This window comes from Chachezhania sediminis (assembly GCF_009765275.1).
In the GTDB taxonomy this organism is placed as follows: domain Bacteria; phylum Pseudomonadota; class Alphaproteobacteria; order Rhodobacterales; family Rhodobacteraceae; genus Chachezhania; species Chachezhania sediminis.
In genome coordinates, this window is sequence record NZ_VOPH01000012.1 from 76,202 (window position 1) to 93,924 (window position 17,723).

Annotated in this window: 15 protein-coding genes; 6 read left to right on the plus strand and 9 right to left on the minus strand. The window is 67.1% G+C overall.

Features of this window, described 5'->3' with window-relative positions:
* Window positions 1-172: 172 nt before the first annotated feature.
* Together FQK05_RS22655 and FQK05_RS22660 are read left to right on the plus strand one after the other, a co-directional pair.
* On the plus strand, window positions 173-829 hold the full coding sequence (locus FQK05_RS22655) for a glutathione S-transferase family protein (RefSeq protein ID WP_158971243.1): 657 nt from the start codon (window positions 173-175) through the stop codon (window positions 827-829).
* Between the two features lie 85 nt (window positions 830-914).
* A complete protein-coding gene (locus tag FQK05_RS22660) occupies window positions 915-1,772 on the plus strand; it encodes a BKACE family enzyme (protein WP_199252741.1) in 858 nt (285 codons plus the stop codon).
* A 252-nt stretch (window positions 1,773-2,024) separates the two neighbouring features.
* Here the strand turns inward: FQK05_RS22660 and FQK05_RS22665 are convergent, their stop codons facing one another.
* From FQK05_RS22665 to FQK05_RS22680, 4 genes are all read right to left on the minus strand, one after another.
* The gene (locus FQK05_RS22665) at window positions 2,025-3,203 is read right to left on the minus strand and encodes an acyl-CoA dehydrogenase family protein (RefSeq protein ID WP_199252742.1); all 1,179 of its coding nucleotides are present in this window, start codon (window positions 3,201-3,203) and stop codon (window positions 2,025-2,027) included.
* A 255-nt stretch (window positions 3,204-3,458) separates the two neighbouring features.
* A complete protein-coding gene (locus FQK05_RS22670; RefSeq protein WP_199252743.1) occupies window positions 3,459-4,121 on the minus strand; it encodes a TetR/AcrR family transcriptional regulator in 663 nt (220 codons plus the stop codon).
* Between the two features lie 78 nt (window positions 4,122-4,199).
* Complete coding sequence (locus tag FQK05_RS22675; RefSeq protein WP_199252744.1) at window positions 4,200-5,846, minus strand: AMP-binding protein; 1,647 nt, start codon at window positions 5,844-5,846, stop codon at window positions 4,200-4,202.
* Window positions 5,847-5,901: 55 nt separating this feature from the next.
* The gene (locus FQK05_RS22680) at window positions 5,902-7,824 is read right to left on the minus strand and encodes a flavin-containing monooxygenase (protein WP_158971248.1); all 1,923 of its coding nucleotides are present in this window, start codon (window positions 7,822-7,824) and stop codon (window positions 5,902-5,904) included.
* Window positions 7,825-7,996: 172 nt separating this feature from the next.
* On the opposite strand from FQK05_RS22680, the gene FQK05_RS22685 reads away from it, so the two are divergent.
* From FQK05_RS22685 to FQK05_RS22695, 3 genes are read left to right on the plus strand one after another with little or no spacing between them, the layout of a single operon-like run.
* On the plus strand, window positions 7,997-9,238 hold the full coding sequence (locus FQK05_RS22685; protein ID WP_158971250.1) for a serine hydrolase domain-containing protein: 1,242 nt from the start codon (window positions 7,997-7,999) through the stop codon (window positions 9,236-9,238).
* Between the two features lie 24 nt (window positions 9,239-9,262).
* Window positions 9,263-9,862, plus strand: coding sequence for a TRAP transporter small permease (locus tag FQK05_RS22690; protein ID WP_158971252.1), 600 nt, complete (start codon window positions 9,263-9,265; stop codon window positions 9,860-9,862).
* Window positions 9,855-11,165 carry a TRAP transporter large permease gene (locus tag FQK05_RS22695; RefSeq protein WP_158971254.1) on the plus strand — a complete coding sequence of 437 codons (1,311 nt, stop codon included), beginning with the start codon at window positions 9,855-9,857 and terminating at the stop codon, window positions 11,163-11,165. Before FQK05_RS22690 ends, FQK05_RS22695 begins: the two co-directional genes overlap by 8 nt.
* A gap of 153 nt (window positions 11,166-11,318) precedes the next feature.
* On the opposite strand, the gene FQK05_RS22700 is transcribed toward FQK05_RS22695, so the two are convergent.
* From FQK05_RS22700 to FQK05_RS22720, 5 genes are all read right to left on the minus strand, one after another.
* Window positions 11,319-12,812: an acyl-CoA synthetase gene (locus FQK05_RS22700; RefSeq protein ID WP_158971256.1), complete on the minus strand. Its 1,494-nt coding sequence runs from the start codon at window positions 12,810-12,812 to the stop codon at window positions 11,319-11,321.
* Window positions 12,809-13,978 (minus strand): CaiB/BaiF CoA transferase family protein, encoded by a 1,170-nt coding sequence (locus tag FQK05_RS22705; protein ID WP_158971258.1) that lies wholly within the window; start codon window positions 13,976-13,978, stop codon window positions 12,809-12,811. Before FQK05_RS22705 ends, FQK05_RS22700 begins: the two co-directional genes overlap by 4 nt.
* The gene (locus FQK05_RS22710) at window positions 13,975-14,397 is read right to left on the minus strand and encodes a VOC family protein (RefSeq protein WP_158971260.1); all 423 of its coding nucleotides are present in this window, start codon (window positions 14,395-14,397) and stop codon (window positions 13,975-13,977) included. The genes FQK05_RS22705 and FQK05_RS22710 overlap by 4 nt, the downstream gene beginning before the upstream one ends.
* Before the next feature lie 67 nt (window positions 14,398-14,464).
* The gene (locus tag FQK05_RS22715) at window positions 14,465-15,619 is read right to left on the minus strand and encodes a type 2 periplasmic-binding domain-containing protein (protein ID WP_158971262.1); all 1,155 of its coding nucleotides are present in this window, start codon (window positions 15,617-15,619) and stop codon (window positions 14,465-14,467) included.
* A gap of 163 nt (window positions 15,620-15,782) precedes the next feature.
* On the minus strand, window positions 15,783-16,556 hold the full coding sequence (locus FQK05_RS22720) for an enoyl-CoA hydratase/isomerase family protein (RefSeq protein WP_158971264.1): 774 nt from the start codon (window positions 16,554-16,556) through the stop codon (window positions 15,783-15,785).
* Between the two features lie 458 nt (window positions 16,557-17,014).
* Between FQK05_RS22720 and FQK05_RS22725 the strand changes: the two genes are divergently transcribed.
* Complete coding sequence (locus FQK05_RS22725) at window positions 17,015-17,707, plus strand: nitroreductase (protein ID WP_158971266.1); 693 nt, start codon at window positions 17,015-17,017, stop codon at window positions 17,705-17,707.
* Window positions 17,708-17,723 lie beyond the last annotated feature (16 nt).

Here is a 17,723-nt window from a genome sequence, read left to right on the forward strand (position 1 = left end):
CAACGCATTTTGGGTGACGGCCTTCCAAAGGCTAGACGACGGGATCGCCACGTTCAACGTTTCGTCGGACGATGTTCAAACCCTTGTCAGCGGTCCCGGGCGCAGCGCCTTCACGCAATCCCGACCGGCCGCGGGGCCCTAGACTTCGCCCCGTCCAAGGGGGGAAATCTTCATGCTGGAACTCTGGCACTGCCACGATGCGCGGTCCTTCCGGGCGCTCTGGGCGCTGGAGGAACTGGGCCTGACCTACAGGCTGCACATGCTGCCGTTCCCGCCGCGCGCATTTCGCAAGGACTATCTGGCGGAAAACCCGCTGGGCACGATCCCGCTGCTGGTCGACGGGGCGACCCGGATGACGGAAAGCGCCGCGATCCCGCACTACCTGTCGACGGTGCACGGGTCTGGCCGGCTGGCCCGGGCCCCCGGCGACTTGGATTACGGCGCCTATCTGAACTGGCTGCACCATGGCGAGGCGACACTGACCTTCCCGCAGACGATCTATCTGCGCTACGCGATTCTGGAACCCGCCGAACGACGCCAGCCGCAGGTGGCCGAGGACTATGGCAAGTGGTTCCTGGCCCGGCTGCGGCTGGCCGAGGAAGCCCTGTCGGACGGGCGCGATCACCTGCTGGCCTCGGGCTTTTCCAATGCCGACATCTCGGTCGGCTACGCGATCCAGCTGGCGCGAAGGATCGGGCTGGGGGCGGATCTTCCGCCCAGGTGCCTGGCGCTTTTAGACCGGCTGTCCGCCCGCGACGGCTTTCGCCGCGCGAAGGCGGCACAGGAGGCGGCGATGCAGGCGGCAGGGCTGGAAGCGCCCGTCCTCTGACCCCTCACCCTCAGCGCCTGTGCGCAAGCGGCCCCCGCCCGTCGGGCCTATCCAGACCGGGCACCTGCAAGATCCCGGAGGCATCATGTCCAAGGCCATCATCACCTGCGCGCTGAACGGCGTGCTGACCAACCCCAAGCAGCACAACGTGCCGGTCACGCCCGCGGAAATGGCGCAGGAGGCCCGCCGGGCCTATGACGAAGGCGCCAGCGTCATGCACATCCACCTGCGCCGGCAAGGACCGGATCAGGGGCACCTGGCATCCTGGGACATAGACCTGTCCCACGCCGTCCAGGCCGCGATCCGCGAGGCCTGCCCAGAAGTGGTGATCAACCACACCACCGGCACGGTCGGCCCGATCTACCAGGCGGCGCTGGACGTGGTGGCAGCGACAAAGCCGGAAATGGCGGCCTGCAACGCGGGCTCGCTCAACTACCTGAAACTCAGGTCCAACGGCGATTGGGCCTGGCCGCCGATGATGTTCGACAACCCGGTGGAAAAGGTGCAGGCCTTCATCGACGTGATGAAGACGGCCGGCACCATCCCGGAATTCGAGTGTTTCGACACCGGCATCGTGCGCTGCGTGGACATGTACCAGAAGAACGGCATGTTCGAAGGCACGGCACAGATGAACTTCGTCATGGGCGTGGCCTCGGGCATGCCGGCCGAACCGGCGCTGCTGCCAATCCTGGCGGGCCTCGCGCCGGAAGATTCGCGCTGGCAGGTCACCGCCATCGGCCGGGCCGAGATCTGGGACCTGCACCGCCGCGCGGCGGAACTGGGGGGCCACCTGCGCACCGGGCTGGAGGACACGTTCTACCTGTCCACGGGCGAAAAGGTGACGTCGAACGGCCAGTTGATCGCCGAAATGGCCCGCACTGCCCGCGACGCAGGGCGCGAGGTCGCCTCGCCCGCCGAGGCGCGCGCGATCCTGGGCCTGTGACGGCAGAGCCCACCTTTCCGGCATTGTCTGTTTGACGGATTGCGTCCCTGGTCACGACCGGGGGCGCAAGAACAGGGTTTCCGTTCCAGGCGCGCACATGGGGGCAAAAGGGGTCGGCCCCTCCAGTCGGAAGGGTGCCCGATCCACGTCCCCCCGGCGGCACGGGCCGAGGCGAAACCACCGCTCCCGGACCCCACCCACTGACATTTCGCGGATCTGGCGCTGACGGCGCCAGACCGATGGGCCCCGCCCCTAGATCCCCAGCTGCGAGGCAGCAAGGTTGCGCATGACCTCGTCCGTCCCGCCCCCGATGGTCAGGACCTTCACCTCGCGGTAGATCCGTTCCGAGGCGGTGCCCTGCATGAAGCCCATGCCGCCCAGGATCTGCACGGCCTGGTCGGCGCAGAACTTCATCGCTTCGGTGGCCTGGATCTTTGCCATGCTGGTCCGCGCCACGTGCACGTTCAGCGGGTCCAGCCCCTCCATCCGGCGCCAGATGATGTCATGGGTCAGCGTCCGCGCCGCATCGATCCGGGCGGCCATGTCGACCAGCTTGTGGCGGATCACCTGTTGTTCGGTCAGCGTGCCGCCGAAGGCGCGGCGCTGCCTGGCCCAGGCCAGGGCCTCTTCGTAGCAGACCTGCGCCATGGAATAGGCCTGCACCGCGATAATCAGCCGTTCGCTGTTGAAATTCATCATCGCGGCGCGAAAGCCCTGGCCCTCGACCCCGATCAGGTGATCGGCCGGCACGCGGCAATCGGTGAACGTCAGGTGCGCGGTGTCGGACGCCCACCAGCCCATCTTCTTCAGCGCGCGCCGCTCCAGCCCCGGCGTGTCGCCTTCGACCAGCAGGAAGGAAATCCCGCCCGCCCCCCGTGAAACGGGATCGGTCCGGACCGCCACGGTGATCACATCGGCCTGCATGCCCGAGGTGATGAAGGTCTTCTCTCCGTTCACGACGAAATGGTCGCCGTCGCGCACCGCCGTCGTGCGCAGCGCCGCCACGTCGGACCCGCCGCCCGGTTCCGTCACCGCCAGCGCCGCGATCTTCTCGCCCGCGATCACCGGCACGGCAAAGGCCGCGCAAAGCGCATCGCTGCCATGGGCCACGACCGGCGGGATGCCGATGGAATGCGAGCCGAGCGAGGCACAGACCCCGCCTGCGCCGCAGCGGGCCATCTCCTCGGTCACGACGACCTGCATGAAGAAGTCGCCGGCGGATCCGCCGACCTCCTCCGGAAACAGCACGCCTTGGATGCCCATGCGGGCCGCCTTTCGGTAAAGGTCGCGCGGCAGGTGACCGGCCGCTTCCCAGGCCTCGACATTCGGCGTGATGTCGCGCGCGACGAAGGCGCGAAGGCTCTGGCGGAAGGCCTGGTGCGCTTCGGTGAAGTAACGGTCTGGCCTGGAATTGTCGTACATGTCGGGCATGGTCCCCCTTTTATGGGCCCCAGCCTGGCACAAGACCGACGACAACACTTGTTTTCAGCGGCTACCGCGACCGCCGTCCCGGGACGGCGCCCCCCGGGGGATGGCACCGTTTCAACCGCCCGACTTTTCATCGCCGGCGGCGCAGGTCAGCCCCGTCGGGCACGCGCACGTCCGGACGGCGCATGTTGCGCGCCCCCGGCAGTTACGCCGGCACAGTCCCGAACCGCGTCCGTCCTGCGCCGGTCCCGCCGCGGCCTAGTCCGGAATGTCGCAGTAAAGGGCCGCGGTCAGGGTTTCCGTCAGGCCGTCCAGCGCATCCGGATCCCCCCACAGCTTGCCGCCGGTGGGGTCGAGCACAAAGGCGGCCTCGCGCGCGGACAGGCTGGCCTGCGCAAACTGGAAGAAGAAGATCATCCGCCGGTTCACCACGGGCCGCGGCACGTCGGGCAGCGCGGTCGCGATATGTTCGATACAGCGTTCGAAACTGTTGTCGCCTTCGCTGCGCACCGCCGCGATGAACATGTCGCGATGGTTCAGCTGCATAACGGAAATGAACCGCATGTGACCGAAGCCGATGGGCAGGTCGGTGCGCTGTTCGGGATCGCCGGTGCCCGTCGTCTCGACCCGCAGGATCGTGTCGACCACGTCGCGCACGGTGATGGGCGTGCCCCGCGCCTCCAGCGCGTCCAGCGCGGCGTTCCGGGCGCGCCGTGTCCGCTTCAGCGCATCCTGCACCAGCTCGCGGATCAGGTCGTCCTTGGTGCGGAAGTAATAGTGGATCCCGGCGGAATTCTTGACCCCGGCATCGTTCAGGATCGCCCGGACCGAGATCCCGTCGATCCCGTGACGCGAGAAGAGCCGGATGGCCGAGGTCTTCAGCCGTTCCCGCGTGTCTTCGTCTTCGGCTGGCTTTGCCATGAGCATGTCCCGGTCTGTTTCCTTCCGCTTACCCGCAGGCAGGCGGAAGGTCAAAAGCCCCGTGGGGGGACATTGCAATCAGGCGATGCGTTCGCCGGTCAGGCGGATGCCATGGGCTTCGCGATCCCAGGTATCGGCAGTGATGCCTTCCTTGCGCAGCTCGGCCTTCATGACCTTTTCGCTGGGCGTCCTGGGCAACCGGTCCATGAAACGGATGTAGCGCGGTACCATGAAATAGGGCAGCGCCTCGCGCATGAACTCGAACACCTCCATCCGGTCCAGGCTCTGCCCCTCGACCGCCGACAGGATCACCATCACGTCGTCCTCGCCGAATTCCGACGGCACGCCGATCACGGCAGCCTCCAGGATCGCGGGGTGGCGCAGGATCAGGCCCTCGACCTCCATGGACGAGATGTTCTCGCCCCGGCGCCGGATCGCATCCTTGGTGCGGTCCACGAAGTAGAAATAGCCGTCCTCGTCACGCCGGAAGGCGTCGCCGGTATGGAACCAGCCGTTGCGCCAGGCCTTCGCCGTGGCCTCGGGGTTGTTGTAGTAGCCCGAATTCATCGCCCAGGGCCGGTCGGTGCGCACCAGCATCTCGCCCACTTCGCCCACCGGCACCTCGCAATCGTTGTCGTCCACCAGCCGCACCTCGACGCCCCGGCGGACTTTGCCGCAGGTGCCCTGCCGGGTCGGGTTCGCCTCGGACACGCAGGGCGACGACGCCTCGGTCATGTTGAAGATCGTGTAGATGTCGATCCCAAAGCGCTGGCGGAAGGATTCAAGCTCGGCCGTGATCGGCACCACGATGGCCTTCTTCAGCCCGTGGCCCCGGTCCATGTCCGACGGGGGCTGCTTTTCCAGGAAGGTCGCCATGACGCCCAGCAGGAAGGCCACGGTCGCGCCGCAACGGTGGACGGAATTCCAGAAGGTCTTGGTATCGAACCGTTCGATCATCGCGAAGGAGGCGCCGCGCACGAACATCACGTACATCGGCCCCATGCCGCCCAGGTGGAACATGGGCGCGTTGATCAGATATCGATCGGTTTCGTCCACGAAGGGCCATGTTTCCGGGCCCGCGTTGGAATAAAGCTGCACGTAGGAGATCAGCACCGCCTTCGACGGCCCCGTGGTGCCCGAGGTGAAGACGATCGCCATCGGATCCCAGGGTTCGATGGCACGGCCCGGCGCCCGGATCGTGCCCTGTTCCGGCAGCAGTACGTCGTCATAGCGCGACACCTTCAGCGAACCTATGGCCACCGGATCGCCGCCCTGGACGATCACGTGTTCCAGCGCCGCGGTCGGTACATCGGCCAGACGCGGGGCCAGGACCGCGTGCACGATGGCCAGCTTCGCATCCGACAGCTTGACCACGTGCTCCAACAAACCGCCGCGATAGGCCGTGTTGATGGGCACATAGACCGCGCCCAGATAGTTCAGGGCGAACATGATCCGGATCTGTTCGCGGTTGTTGGGCATGAAGACCAGGACCATGTCGCCCTGCCCGACGCCCTGCTGCTGAAGGCCAAGGGCGGTCTGCCGGACAAGGTCATGGAACCGGGCGTAGGTCCATTCCTCCAGATTGTCGTCGAACTTGGCAAAAACCTTGTCGCCCTGTTCGGCAGCCAGCCGTTCCAGCGTCGGCCGGGTCACGACCGTGTCACGGCCGGGCACGCGGGGGTCCCGGATGACCGCGCCTTCGGGCATCGCTTCTGCGTTGATCATTGTGTCCTCCCTGAAATCCCTTGTCGGCGTTGCGCCGGACCCTCCTCCGGTCCGGTCAGCTGTCGAAAATATAGTCGTCCGGATCCGCGTCGCGGGTCAGGTGCCAGAAATGGTCGTTGCGCCAGGGCGTGATCGCCACCACCCTGCCCCGGCTGTTACGATACCAGTTCTCGGTTCCCTCGTGGGTCCAGACCATGCGGTTATGGGCCTCGTCGATCTTGCGGTTGTAGTCCTCGTAGACCTCGGGCTTCACCTCGACCGTGCGGGCGCCGGCCTCGGCCATGCGCGCCACGATGCTGAGGATATAGGAGGTCTGAAGCTCGATCGCCTTGATCATGCTGCCGCCATGACCCAGCCCGACATTCGGGCCCAGGATCGTGAAGAAGTTCGGAAAGCCCGGAACGGTCGATCCGATATAGGCGCGGGGATTGTCGGTCTCCCACACATCCGCCAGATGCGCCCCGTCCACGCCCACGATGTCATAGGACGACTGCATCTCGGCCGCCTTGAAGCCCGTGGCATAGATCAGGATGTCGGCCTTGTGCTCCGATCCGTCGCCCGCGATCAGGGTATCGCCGTCGATGCGCTGCAGACGTTCGGGCACAAGCGTCACGTTGGGCTTGCGAATGGTCCGATACCATCCATTGTCCAGAAGGATCCGCTTGCCGTAGGGCGGATAGTCCGGCAGCACCAGATCCATCAGGTCCTGACGGTCGCCCAGCTCCTGCTCGATATATCGGGTGAAGGCGCGGCGGTGGGAATCGTTCGTGGCGTTCAGCGCGGTTTCGGGCGCGGGCCAATCGGGGTCTTTCTGCAGCGATCCGTGGATCCGGTCGTTGAAGATCCAGAACTGCCGGATCCTGTACCACTTCTGGTAAAGCGGCACCGCCATCAGCAGGTAACGCACCGGGTCGGGCACCTTCTTGCGGAACTGCGGGAAGGGCGCGGCCCATTGCTTGGACCGGGCAAAGATCGTCAGATGTTCCACCTGGTCGGCGATGGCGGGCGCAACCTGCATGCCCGACGCCCCGTTGCCGATCAGCGCCACGCGCTTGCCCGAAACGTCCAGCCCTTCCGGCCAGCGGGCGGTGTGGACGGCGGTGCCGGTGAAGGTCTCGGCGCCCGGAATCTCGGGGACCTGCGGGATGTTCAGCACACCCACCGCGCTCAGCAGGATGTCGGCGGACAGGGTTTCCTGCCCCCCGTCGGGGCGCTGGATCCGGACATCCCATTTCCGTGTGTCCGCGTTCCAGCGCGCCTCTTCGACCTTCGTGTCGAAACGGGTCGATCGGCGCAGGTCGAATGTGTCGGCGACACCGCGGAAATAGTCCAGAAGCTCTCCCTGCAGGGCGAAATACTGCGACCAGTCGTTCCGCGCGAAGGAAAAGGTGTAGATGTGGTTCGGCGTGTCCACCCCGGCCCCGGGATAGCGGTTTTCGAACCAGGTGCCGCCGAAATCGTCGTTCTTCTCGATGATCTCGAAATCGACGCCCAGCTGCGACAGGTTCACGCCCGCGCAGATGCCCGACACCCCGGCGCCGATGACCAGCGCCTTCAGGCCCTTCGGAAGCTGCGGGTGCGCGATCCTGCTGTGCTGTGCCATACCCAGTTCGGCCGCAATGATCTCGCCATATTCGTCCGGGACGGGTTCGTTCATCGACACCGACAGCATCCGCGCCAGCTGTTCGCGCGTGGGTTCCGGCACCGCCAGCGGCCTGCCGTCCAGCCACGCCGTCAGAGCCTCGGATGCGGCTTCCCGGATCTCGGCCTGCACGGCTTCGGAAAAGCCGCCGTCGTCGTTGTCGTCCAGCCCGCGGGACCGCGACGGCAGATAGGGCGCCTGAAGCCAGCGCTCTTCCCCGGTCAGCTGGTACAGCACGCACAGAAGGGCCGGCAGATTGGCCTGGGCCACGCCTTCGCGGACCCGGTCACGGTCCAGTTCCGGGACAGGCGCGACGGCCTTTTCCTTGACGAGCATTGGGTTCCTCCTCGTTGCGATTGACGAACCTCACCCCATTCGGCTATCGAGGAAGTCAAATAGTTCAAGCAAACGGCTTAATGCCTTTCGCCCGCCAACGCAACACTCTCGTTCAACGCGAGAGGCGGCAGACGAAGCGGCGGGGCCAGGTGCCTGAAATGGGAGGAAAAATATGCTCGACTCGACGCGCCTCTGGGCGCGGGACATCCCGTGTGCCGGGCAGACCGTCCGGCTGCAGGGCCGGATCGCCCCCGGCTTCGAAGCGCTGGCCGATACCTTTGCCGACAACTTCCTGCACAGGGGAGAGGCCGCCGCGTCCTGCCACGCGATCTGGAAAGGGGCCGAGGTCGCGCATCTGTGGGGCGGCGTCATCGACGGCCCGGACGGCACCGCGGGAACATGGCAGGACGACACCCTGTCCATCATCTTCTCGGCCACGAAACCGGCGACGGCGGCCTGCATCCACCTGCTGGCCCGGGACGGCCGGATCGACCTTGACGCGCCCGTCGCGACATGGTGGCCCGAATTCGCACAGGCCGGGAAGGACGCCATCACCGTCCGCATGGTGCTGGACCACACTGCCGGCCTGCCCGCGCTGCGGCCCATGCTGAAGCCCGACTGCCTGATGGATCACGCCTACATGGCCGACCACCTGGCGGCCGAGGCGCCGTTTTTCGACCCCGGCAGCCGCACCGCCTATCACCCGGTCACCGGCGGCTTCATCCTGGCGGAACTGGTCCGCCGGATCGAAGGGAAAACTCTGGGCCAGGTCTTTGCCGACCGGGTCGCGGGACCCCTGGGCCTGGATTTCTGGATCGGCCTGCCGCCGGAACAGGAAACCCGCGTGGCGCTGATCCGGCCTTTCGTGCCGGAAAAGGGCGGCGCGCCCACGCCCTTCGGGCTGGCGCTGCGGGACAAGGGATCGCTGCCGAACCTCTTCTTTTTCAACCACGGCACCTGGATGGCCCGCGACGTGAACACGGGCCCCGGCCGCGCGGCCGAAATCGGCGCGGCCTCGGGCGTGACCAACGCGCAGGGGCTGGCCCGGTTCTTCGACGCGCTCCGCCCCGACGGTACGCTGGGCCTGACGACCGATGCGGTCGAAAGCTTCGGTCAGGCCACGTCCGCCACGCATGCGGACGGGATGCTGCTGCAGCCCACGCGCTTCGGGCCGGGCTTCATGCTGCACATGGACAACCGGCGCGCGGACGGCCCGCCGGCCGGGGACAGTTTCCGCATCGGGCCGCGGGCCTTCGGCCATGTCGGCGCCGGCGGGTCCTTCGGGTTCCGCGACCCGGAAACCGACCTGTCGATGGCCTACACGATGACACGGATGGGGCCGGGGTTCCTGGTCAATCCCCGCGGCCAGGGCCTGATCGACGCGGCCTTCCGCTGCATCGCGGCCAGCGCCTGACGGACCGCGGACAGGGAGGAAAACATGACTATCGCAAACCCAACAGGACGGCCTGCGCATATCGCGGCGCTGGATCCGGTGCGCCGGGTCCTGTCGGCCGTGATCCGCGGGGTAGCCGTGGCCGCGGGGCTGTCGGTCTTCCTGATGATGGTTCAGGTGGCGCTGGACGTGGCCCTGCGCGCGGTCTTCGGCACCGGCATTCCCGGCACGCTGACCATCGTCAGCTACTACTACATGGTCATCGTGGCCTTCGTGCCGCTGGCCTTCGCCGAACTGCGCCGCGCCCATATCCAGATGGAGCTTGTGACCGAAATGATGTCCCGCCCCATGGCGCGGCAGGTCACCGGCTGGCAGCTTCTGCCGGTGGGCCTGATCACCGGCGGCCTGGCCTGGCGCGGATACGAGGAGGCGGTGAAGCAGATGGCGCGCGGCGCCTCGCAGGTGCAGGGCCTGACCACGATCGAGACATGGCCCGCCACCTTCGCCCTGCCGCTGGGTGCGGGGCTGATGACCCTGCTGGTCGCCCTGCGGTTCGTGGAATTCCTGCTGGGCGCCGATCCCCTGGCCCCCGACGAAGACCAGACCAGAGAGGCCTCGCAGGAGGACGGGGTGCACCATGACTGAGATCGCAACCGGCCTTTGGGGCCTGGCCCTTCTGTTCGTCCTGATCGCGCTGCGCTTTCCCATCGGGCTGGCGATGATCGGCGTGTCCTTCGGCGGGCTGTACCTTCTGGGCGGCTGGCGCGTGGCCTGGGGCAGCATGGGCATCCTGCCCTTCAACTTCGCGGCCAGCTGGCTCTTGAGTTCGGTGCCGATGTTCCTGCTTCTGGGTTTCATCTGCTATCACGCCCGCCTGACCGAAGGGCTGTTCCGGGCCGCCCGCGTCTGGCTGCAGGGCCTGCCAGGCGGGCTGGCCATCGCGTCGGTCATGGGATCGGCCGGCTTCGCGGCCGTGTCTGGGTCATCCATCGCCTGTTCGGCCACCATGGGCCGCATCGCCGTGCCCGAGATGACGAAGGCCGGCTATCACCCGGAACTGGCCACCGGCACCGTGGCCGTCGCCGGCACCATCGGGGCGCTGATCCCGCCATCGGTGATCATGCTGATCTATGCCGTGATCGCGCAGGTCCCCGTGACCAGCCTGTTCCTGACCGGCATCCTGGCCGGGCTGCTGACCGCGGTCGGCTATATCGTCGTGATCCTGATCCGGATTCGGATCAACCCGGCGCTCGCCCCGCGGGACGGCAACCCCTACACGCTGCGGGACCGGCTGCTGATGACCCGGGACACCTGGCCCATCGTGATCATCATGCTGGGCGTCTTCGCGGGCCTTTTCGGCGGCATCTTCACCGCGACCGAGGCCGGGGCCGTCGGCGCCTTCCTCGCGACGCTGGTCGCCCTGCTGAAGCGGACGCTGACGCTGAAGGTGCTGATCGCGGCGATCACCGACACGGTGCTGACCACATCGACCATGATCATCATCGGCGTGGGCGCGACCGTGCTGACCCGGTTCCTGGCCTTTTCCGGCGCGGGCGACTTTCTGGGAGAACTGGTGATGGGCGCCACCTCGGACCCGGTGGTGATCATGCTGGGGCTGGTGGTGCTCTATGTCTTCCTGGGCCTGTTCCTGGAACCCGTGGGCGCCATGCTGCTGACCCTGCCGCTGGTCCTGCCCATCGTGAAGGATGCGGGTTTCGACCTGATCTGGTTCGGCATCATCCTGACGAAACTCCTGGAGATCGGGATGGTCACGCCGCCCGTGGGCATGAACGTCTTCGTCATCAAGGGCGTGGTCGGCAATCTTGTGACCACGTCCCAGATCTTCCGGGGGATCGGCTGGTTCCTTCTGATGGACTTCGTGATCCTGGCCATCCTGATCGTGTTCCCCGACCTGGTCCTGTTCCCGCTGGGACTAACCGGGGACTGACCCCGCCCAGAACCCCGGCCCTGCCCGGCCCAGTCCGGTCAGGTCTCCGGGGCGGTGGCCGGGTCCGGGTCCGGCCACCGCCCGGCCGCTTCGCGCACGAAAAAGGCGGCCCCGCATCGCGGGGCCGCCGACGGCATTTCCAGTTCGGGGGGGTCAGACCTCGGCCGGGTCCACCACCAGTTCGAACTTCTTGACTTTGCCCGACGGGTTGCGCGGCAGCGCATCGATGAAGATCACCCGCGTAGGCTTCTTGTAGGACGCGATCCGGGACTGGCAGTGGGCGATCACCTGCGCCCCTGTCAGGGCTGCATCGCCGCGCACGACGAAGGCCACCGGCGTTTCGCCCCATTTCGGGTCGGGGACCCCCACCACCGCGCTTTCGACGATGCCGGGATGGGCGTTCAGCACCTGCTCCACCTCGGCGGGATAGATGTTCTCTCCGCCCGAGATGATCATCTCCTTCTTGCGGCCCTTGATGTAAAGGAAGCCGTCCTCGTCCGTCAGGCCCAGGTCGCCGGTGTGCAGCCAGCCGTCGCGGATCGCCTCGGCCGTGGCTTCAGGGTTGCCGTAATAGCCCAGCATCACCGTGTCGTCGCCCTGCACGATCTCGCCCACTTCGCCCGGGGCGCAGTCGGTTCCGTCGTCGCGCACGACCCGCACGCGGTTGGTCATCATCGGCTTGCCGACCGATCCCAGCCGCGCACCGGCATCCTCGGCCCGCAGAAGCGTCGAGGTCGAGGAGCATTCGGACAACCCGTAGCCCTGCATCAGCGTCACACCGAACATCTGGCGGAAGGTGCGCATCGACTGTTCGGTTTCCGCAGCCCCGCCCGAAAGCGCCAGCCGCAGCATCGGAAAGGCCCCCGGCCCGCCCTCGCCCGTGGCGATGATCGCCTGCCACATCGCGGGGGCGGCGAACATGCAGGTCACGCCGTCTTCGGCCATGTGATGGCGGGCAGCCGTCGGGTCGAAATGCTTCTGCAGGATCACCGTACCGCCGATCAGCAAGAGCGGCAGGGTACAGATCAGCGAACCGCCCGCATGAAAGACCGGCGCAGCCGTCAGGGTCACGTCGTCCCGGGTCAGCGGGAAGTCGGCGACCTGGTTCTGGACGGTGGCCAGGATGTTGCGCTCCGACAGCAGCGCCCCCTTGGGCCGCCCCGTGGTGCCAGAGGTATGGATCATCACCAGCGCCCGATCCGGCGCATGGTCCGCGACAGGCGTCCGGACCGGCGCGGCGCCGGTCCCCAGCCCTTCGGCCAGGCTTTCGATCCAGTGAACGACGGTCCCGGCCAAGGGCCGCACCTTTTCCATCGTTTCCGCGAAGTCGCCGGTGAAGACGGCGATGGCGGATTCCGAATTCGCCAGCTGAAAGGCGATTTCGTCCGGGGTCAGGCGAAAGTTCACCGGCACCAGCACCGCGCCAAGCTGCGAACAGGCAAAGAGCAGTTCGAAGAAGGACGGGTCGTTGAAGGCCAGATGGGCGATCTTGGTCCCCTGCCCCGCGCCCAGCCCGGCCAGCCGCGCGGCGGTGGCATCGACCCGCGCGCCCAGGTCGGCATAGGTCAGGACCTGATCTGCGAAGCAGAGCGCCGTCTTCCCCGGGTGGCGGTCGACCTGTTTTTTCAGGATGGATGCGATGGTCATGTGGGCACTCCTGTCGCTTTTCTGCCTGCGCGTTCCATGATGTCTTGGCTGTCTTCCCCGGGCTCCGGCGCGGCCTTGCGGATCCGCGCAGGCGTCCGGGACAGGCGGATAGGGTTGGCCAGATGCCGTTCGGTCCCGCGCTGCGGATGGCGCGTTTCCGCAACCAGATCCCGCGCCGCCGCCAGGTCGCTGTCCAGCATCTGGCCCAGGGTCTGCACCGCGCTGACACAGATGCTTTTCGGCCCCAGCAGGGCGTCCCATTCAGCGGCGGTGCGCTGCGCCAGAACCGCGGCCACTTCGTCCCGCACCAGCCGTGCGGTGTCGGGGTCCATCAGGTCGGCCGGGCCATGCTGCGGCAGGCCGATCGCCTCGCAGAACCCCTGCCACAGCCAGGGTTCGAAACATCCCACCGCGAGCCAGCCGCCGTCCAGGCACCGATACAGCGCATAATGCGGGAAACTGCCGGAATAGAGCAGCGCCCCCCGCCGAAACCCCTCTCCCCCGTTCAGCAGGTGATAGGCCAGCGGATTGGCCAGCCCCAGCGCCGAATCCACGAAAGAAATGTCCACCAGCTGTCCCTGTCCGATCCGGTCCCGCGCCAGCAGCGCCATCAGCATTCCCGTGACCGCGTGCATCGCAGCGCCGCCGAAATCGGACAGGAAGAACAGGGGGATCACCGGGGGGGCATCGGCCGAGGGGCCGATCAGGTCCAGAAGGCCCGCGCGGGCGATGAAGTTCAGGTCGTGCCCGCCTTCGCCGCGCAGCGGCCCGGTCTGGCCATAGCCCGACAGCGCGCAATAGATCAGGCGCGGGTTCCGGGCCGACAGCGCCCGATAGCCCACGCCCAGACGGTCGGCGGTGCCCGGGCGGAAATCCTCGATCACCACGTCGGCGCCGTCCGCTAGCTCCAGCAGGCGGTCGCGGTCCGCCGGATCCTTCAGGTTCAGCGTCAGGCTGTCCTTGTTGCGGTTCAGCGACCGGGCGATCAGCGTCATCTGGGACGCGAAGCTCCAGAAATCGTCGTCGGGTCCGGGCATGTCGCCCGGTCCTGCCGCAGTGACGGAAATCACCTCGGCCCCGAAATCGGCCAGGTACATCGACGCCATGGCCGACGGGCCCAGCCGGCCCATGTCCAGCACGCGGATCCCGTCCAGCGCCTGCATCATGCGCCCCCCAGGACCGCATCCGTCGCCGGGTGGCGTTCGGGATATTCGGCCAGGACGATCTGCATCCCGTGGCTGCCCGCGGGGTGAAAGGCCACCTCGCGCATGGCGCCGAAGGTCACGTCGTTCACCGGCTCCAGCCCCCGGGCGCGGAAATGGGCGATGGCCTCGTCCATGTCCGCGACCTTGAAGACCACGCAGAACACGCCCTCGCCCCTGGTTTCGGTAAAGCGGTCGACGGCGGTGCCGGGATGACCCGCCACCAGTTCCAGCCCCTCGCGGCTGTAGCGGGCATCCATGCCCACCGCCGGATCGGACAGAAGCGGGTCGAAACGCAGGCCCAGCAGGTCCTCGAAGAACCCGGATACCCCGTCCATGTCGCGCACGCCAAGGACCACCCGGTCCAGCCGTTCGATCTTCATCTCGGTCTCCGTCGGATATGAAAACCCCGGCGGCAGCCACGCTGCGCCGGGGCCGTTCGTTATTGGTTCACTCGCCGTAGGTCGCGAAATCGACCTTGGCATAGATCTCGTCCCAGTAGAGCTGCGCCAGCTCTTCCTCGGTCTCGACCCCTTCCAGCTTGCCGCGCCACTTCTCGATCAGGGCGTTGATCTTCTGCACGACGTCGTCGCCATCGGTCACGCCATAGCTTTCGGCATAGCTGGCCACCAGGTTCGCCATGTCTTCCTCGACGAAGGCCTGCGTCGCCTCGACCAGCGACGGGGCCGCCTGGTGGAACTTTGCCTTCACCTCGCCCGAGGCCGATTTCGCCCGGATCTCGTCCAGCAGCGCCTGATAGCGCATGGACGTCGCGGCCGCGGCGGCGCCTGCCGCCCGCATCAGCGTTTCGCGCTGCAGCGTGTTCAGCGACAGCCAGGTGTCGCGGTTCATCTGGGCCGAGGACACGACGAAGATCCCGCCCGGCGCGCCTTCGGTGATGTCGGTCACCAGGTCGCCCATGCCAAAGTTGTAGACGTCCGGCACCGACAGCAGCACGCAGTCGACCACACCCTGGGTCAGCGCCTCCAGCATCTCGTTGCCGGACACGGTGACGGGGCGGGCGCCGACGGCCGTGGACCAGCGCGCCCAGTAGGACCCGGAAATCCGCATCCCGGCATCCTTCAGGTCGTCCAGTTCGACATAGGGCTGCGTGCAGGTCAGCGAATAGGGCGTGGACCCCGCCGCGGCGGTGAAGACGCTGTTGCGGTTGCGGAAATCGTCCAGGCAGCCCGGGCAGTCGTTCACCACGAAATCCGTGATGATCGACCCGAACAGAACGCCCTGCGCCTCATCCGCGGGACCGTCGCCCAGCAGCAGCGTTTCCGACAGTTCGATCGCAAGGTTGATGTGCGGATATTCCTTGGGGAAGATCGGCGTCATCAGCGCGCCGATATCCGCCAGGCCCGTCGCCAGACCTTCCGAGGTCTCGACCAGGTTCAGAAGCGACAACGGGAAGGTCCGCACCTCAAGCCCCGCTTCCTCGTTCGCGGCCACGCTGTCGGCAAAGGCATTGGCGGCATAGTCCAGAATCGATCCCGGCGGGTGGCCATAGGCGAACCGCAGCGTCTGGGCATCGGCCACACTGGCCATGGACATGATCGAAGACCCGGCTGCCACGGCAGCCAGAAATTTGAAACTGTTCATAATTTCCTCCCTACTCGCCTTGGCTCATTCCTGTTCCCCGCAAGGAAGTCATATGACTGAGGCGATTGCTTTAGTGGTAGTCAGCCCCCTGCCGCTTGTCAACAGAATTGGGGCTTTTCGGATGGCACTTTGGCAGTGCGCGGGGGCGGGCCCGGGGTTGGACCTAGCGCCCGGTGAAGACCGGTGCACGCTTTTCCAGAAAGGCGGCGGTGCCTTCACGGCAGTCCTCGCCCTGGAAGATTTCGCGCGCCAGGATGCCTTCGCGGGCCATGCCCGCCTCGGTCACCTGCGGCCCGGCGGATGCGACCGCGGACCGGATCGCGGCGACCGCCGGGGCGCTGAAGCCGCCCACGGTCTCGGCCACCGCGACGGCCTCGGCCACGACATCGGCGCCGGCCTCCACGATCCGGCTCAGGAATCCCAGCGTCATCGCCTCGGGGGTGCCAAGGACCCGCCCGGTCAGCAGCAGGTCCAGCGCCACGGCCGGGCCCAGCACCGCCGGCAGGTACTGGGTGCCGCCATAGGCCGGGATCGCGGCGATCTTGATTTCCGGCACGGAAAAGCGCGCCGAGGGCACCGCCAGCCGCAGCGTGCAGGCGGCCGCCAGCTCCATCCCGCCGCCATAGGCCAGGCCGTTGACGGCCGCGACCGACAACACCGGCGACCGGTGCAGCCGCAGCAGGACCTTGCGCACCATGTCGCAACGATTGGCGACCTCGTCATTCGACAGGGCGACCGTGGTGCCCAGATCGGTGCCCGCGCAAAAGGCCCTGGGTCCCGCGCCGGTGATCACCACGTATCGCCCGCCGCCGGCCTCCAGTTCGTCCAGCAGCGCGGTCAGCCCGTCCCAGACCTGCGGCGTCGTCGCGTTCAGCTTGTCGGGCCGGTTCAGGGTGAAGATGGCCCCGGCCCCGCGCCGTTCGATCTGATAGTCCATGCGTCCTCCTCGCAGCCGCGCAGCCCCCGGCCCACGCGGCCATTTCTTGCCCCTCGGGGCGTGATGATGACCTTGCCGACGCCGCCCGATCCCACAGCGCCACGCGGTCCCCGGGGCCGGTTCCGGCATGATGGCCTGGCGCAGGACGAACGCGTCCGGACCGCCCAGGCTGTCCCCGACGAACTGGCGATTTGTGACGGCCCCGGTCATGGCGTCGAACCTTTGGCCGGCATCCCGATCTCCTTGAAATCTGCGTGGCCCTGCAGGATTGGGCCGCCGGGGATCTAGCGCAAACAGCGCACAATCTTGCATCGGCCGATCCATAAGTCAATTGCTTCATGCAAACGCTTCGAATTTTGCGCCATGGGCCTTGCCGGCCGGGATTGCACCCCCTACCGTCCGCCCCCGGGACGGCGGATGCACCCGCCGCCGCCCGGAATCGACAAAGGACCCGGCCCATGACGACGGACACACTGACCCTGGACAAGACATTCGAACGGCTGCTGCAGGAGCGTTATTCCTGCCGCGGCTTCCTGTCCGATCCGGTCCCCCGCGCGACCGTCGACCGGATCCTGACCCTGGCACAGCGCACCGCAAGCTGGTGCAACACGCAACCCTGGCACGTGACGATCCTGGGCGGCCGCGCGGCACAGCGGTTTTCGAAGGGCATCACCGACTGGGCCGCGGGCGGCGCCGCCGTCGTGTCGGACCTGCCCTTCCCCGAAGCCTATGAAGGCAAGTATCTGGACCGCCGGCGCGAAAGCGGTTTCCGGCTTTACGACAGCGTCGGCATCCCGAAGGGCGACCGCGCGGCCTCGGCGAAACAGGCGCTGGAAAACTTCCGCCTGTTCGGTGCGCCGCACGTGGCCATCGTCACCACCGACCGCAAGCTGGGCACCTATGGCGCCATCGACTGCGGCGCCTATGTGTCGAACTTCATACTGGCGGCAACGGCGCTTGGTCTGGCCTCGATCCCCCAGGCGGCCTTTGCCCATCACGCCGACTTTGTCCGCGACCACCTGAACCTGCCCGACGACCGGCTGGTGGTCTGCGGCATCTCCTTCGGGTTCGAGGACAAGACCCACCCCGCCAACGGCTTCCGCACCCGCCGCGCGGGGATCGACGAGGTCGCGGAATTCATCGACGACTGAGACGGGCCCGGGGTCC

Bases quoted from the DNA above. Each gene is read 5' to 3' on its own strand.
- FQK05_RS22655 (WP_158971243.1), top strand. From the start codon at position 173: ATGCTGGAACTCTGGCACTGCCACGATGCGCGGTCCTTCCGGGCGCTC.
- FQK05_RS22660 (WP_199252741.1), top strand. From the start codon at position 915: ATGTCCAAGGCCATCATCACCTGCGCGCTGAACGGCGTGCTGACCAAC.
- FQK05_RS22665 (WP_199252742.1), bottom strand. From the start codon at position 3,203: ATGCCCGACATGTACGACAATTCCAGGCCAGACCGTTACTTCACCGAA.
- FQK05_RS22670 (WP_199252743.1), bottom strand. From the start codon at position 4,121: ATGGCAAAGCCAGCCGAAGACGAAGACACGCGGGAACGGCTGAAGACC.
- FQK05_RS22675 (WP_199252744.1), bottom strand. From the start codon at position 5,846: ATGATCAACGCAGAAGCGATGCCCGAAGGCGCGGTCATCCGGGACCCC.
- FQK05_RS22680 (WP_158971248.1), bottom strand. From the start codon at position 7,824: ATGCTCGTCAAGGAAAAGGCCGTCGCGCCTGTCCCGGAACTGGACCGT.
- FQK05_RS22685 (WP_158971250.1), top strand. From the start codon at position 7,997: ATGCTCGACTCGACGCGCCTCTGGGCGCGGGACATCCCGTGTGCCGGG.
- FQK05_RS22690 (WP_158971252.1), top strand. From the start codon at position 9,263: ATGACTATCGCAAACCCAACAGGACGGCCTGCGCATATCGCGGCGCTG.
- FQK05_RS22695 (WP_158971254.1), top strand. From the start codon at position 9,855: ATGACTGAGATCGCAACCGGCCTTTGGGGCCTGGCCCTTCTGTTCGTC.
- FQK05_RS22700 (WP_158971256.1), bottom strand. From the start codon at position 12,812: ATGACCATCGCATCCATCCTGAAAAAACAGGTCGACCGCCACCCGGGG.
- FQK05_RS22705 (WP_158971258.1), bottom strand. From the start codon at position 13,978: ATGATGCAGGCGCTGGACGGGATCCGCGTGCTGGACATGGGCCGGCTG.
- FQK05_RS22710 (WP_158971260.1), bottom strand. From the start codon at position 14,397: ATGAAGATCGAACGGCTGGACCGGGTGGTCCTTGGCGTGCGCGACATG.
- FQK05_RS22715 (WP_158971262.1), bottom strand. From the start codon at position 15,619: ATGAACAGTTTCAAATTTCTGGCTGCCGTGGCAGCCGGGTCTTCGATC.
- FQK05_RS22720 (WP_158971264.1), bottom strand. From the start codon at position 16,556: ATGGACTATCAGATCGAACGGCGCGGGGCCGGGGCCATCTTCACCCTG.
- FQK05_RS22725 (WP_158971266.1), top strand. From the start codon at position 17,015: ATGACGACGGACACACTGACCCTGGACAAGACATTCGAACGGCTGCTG.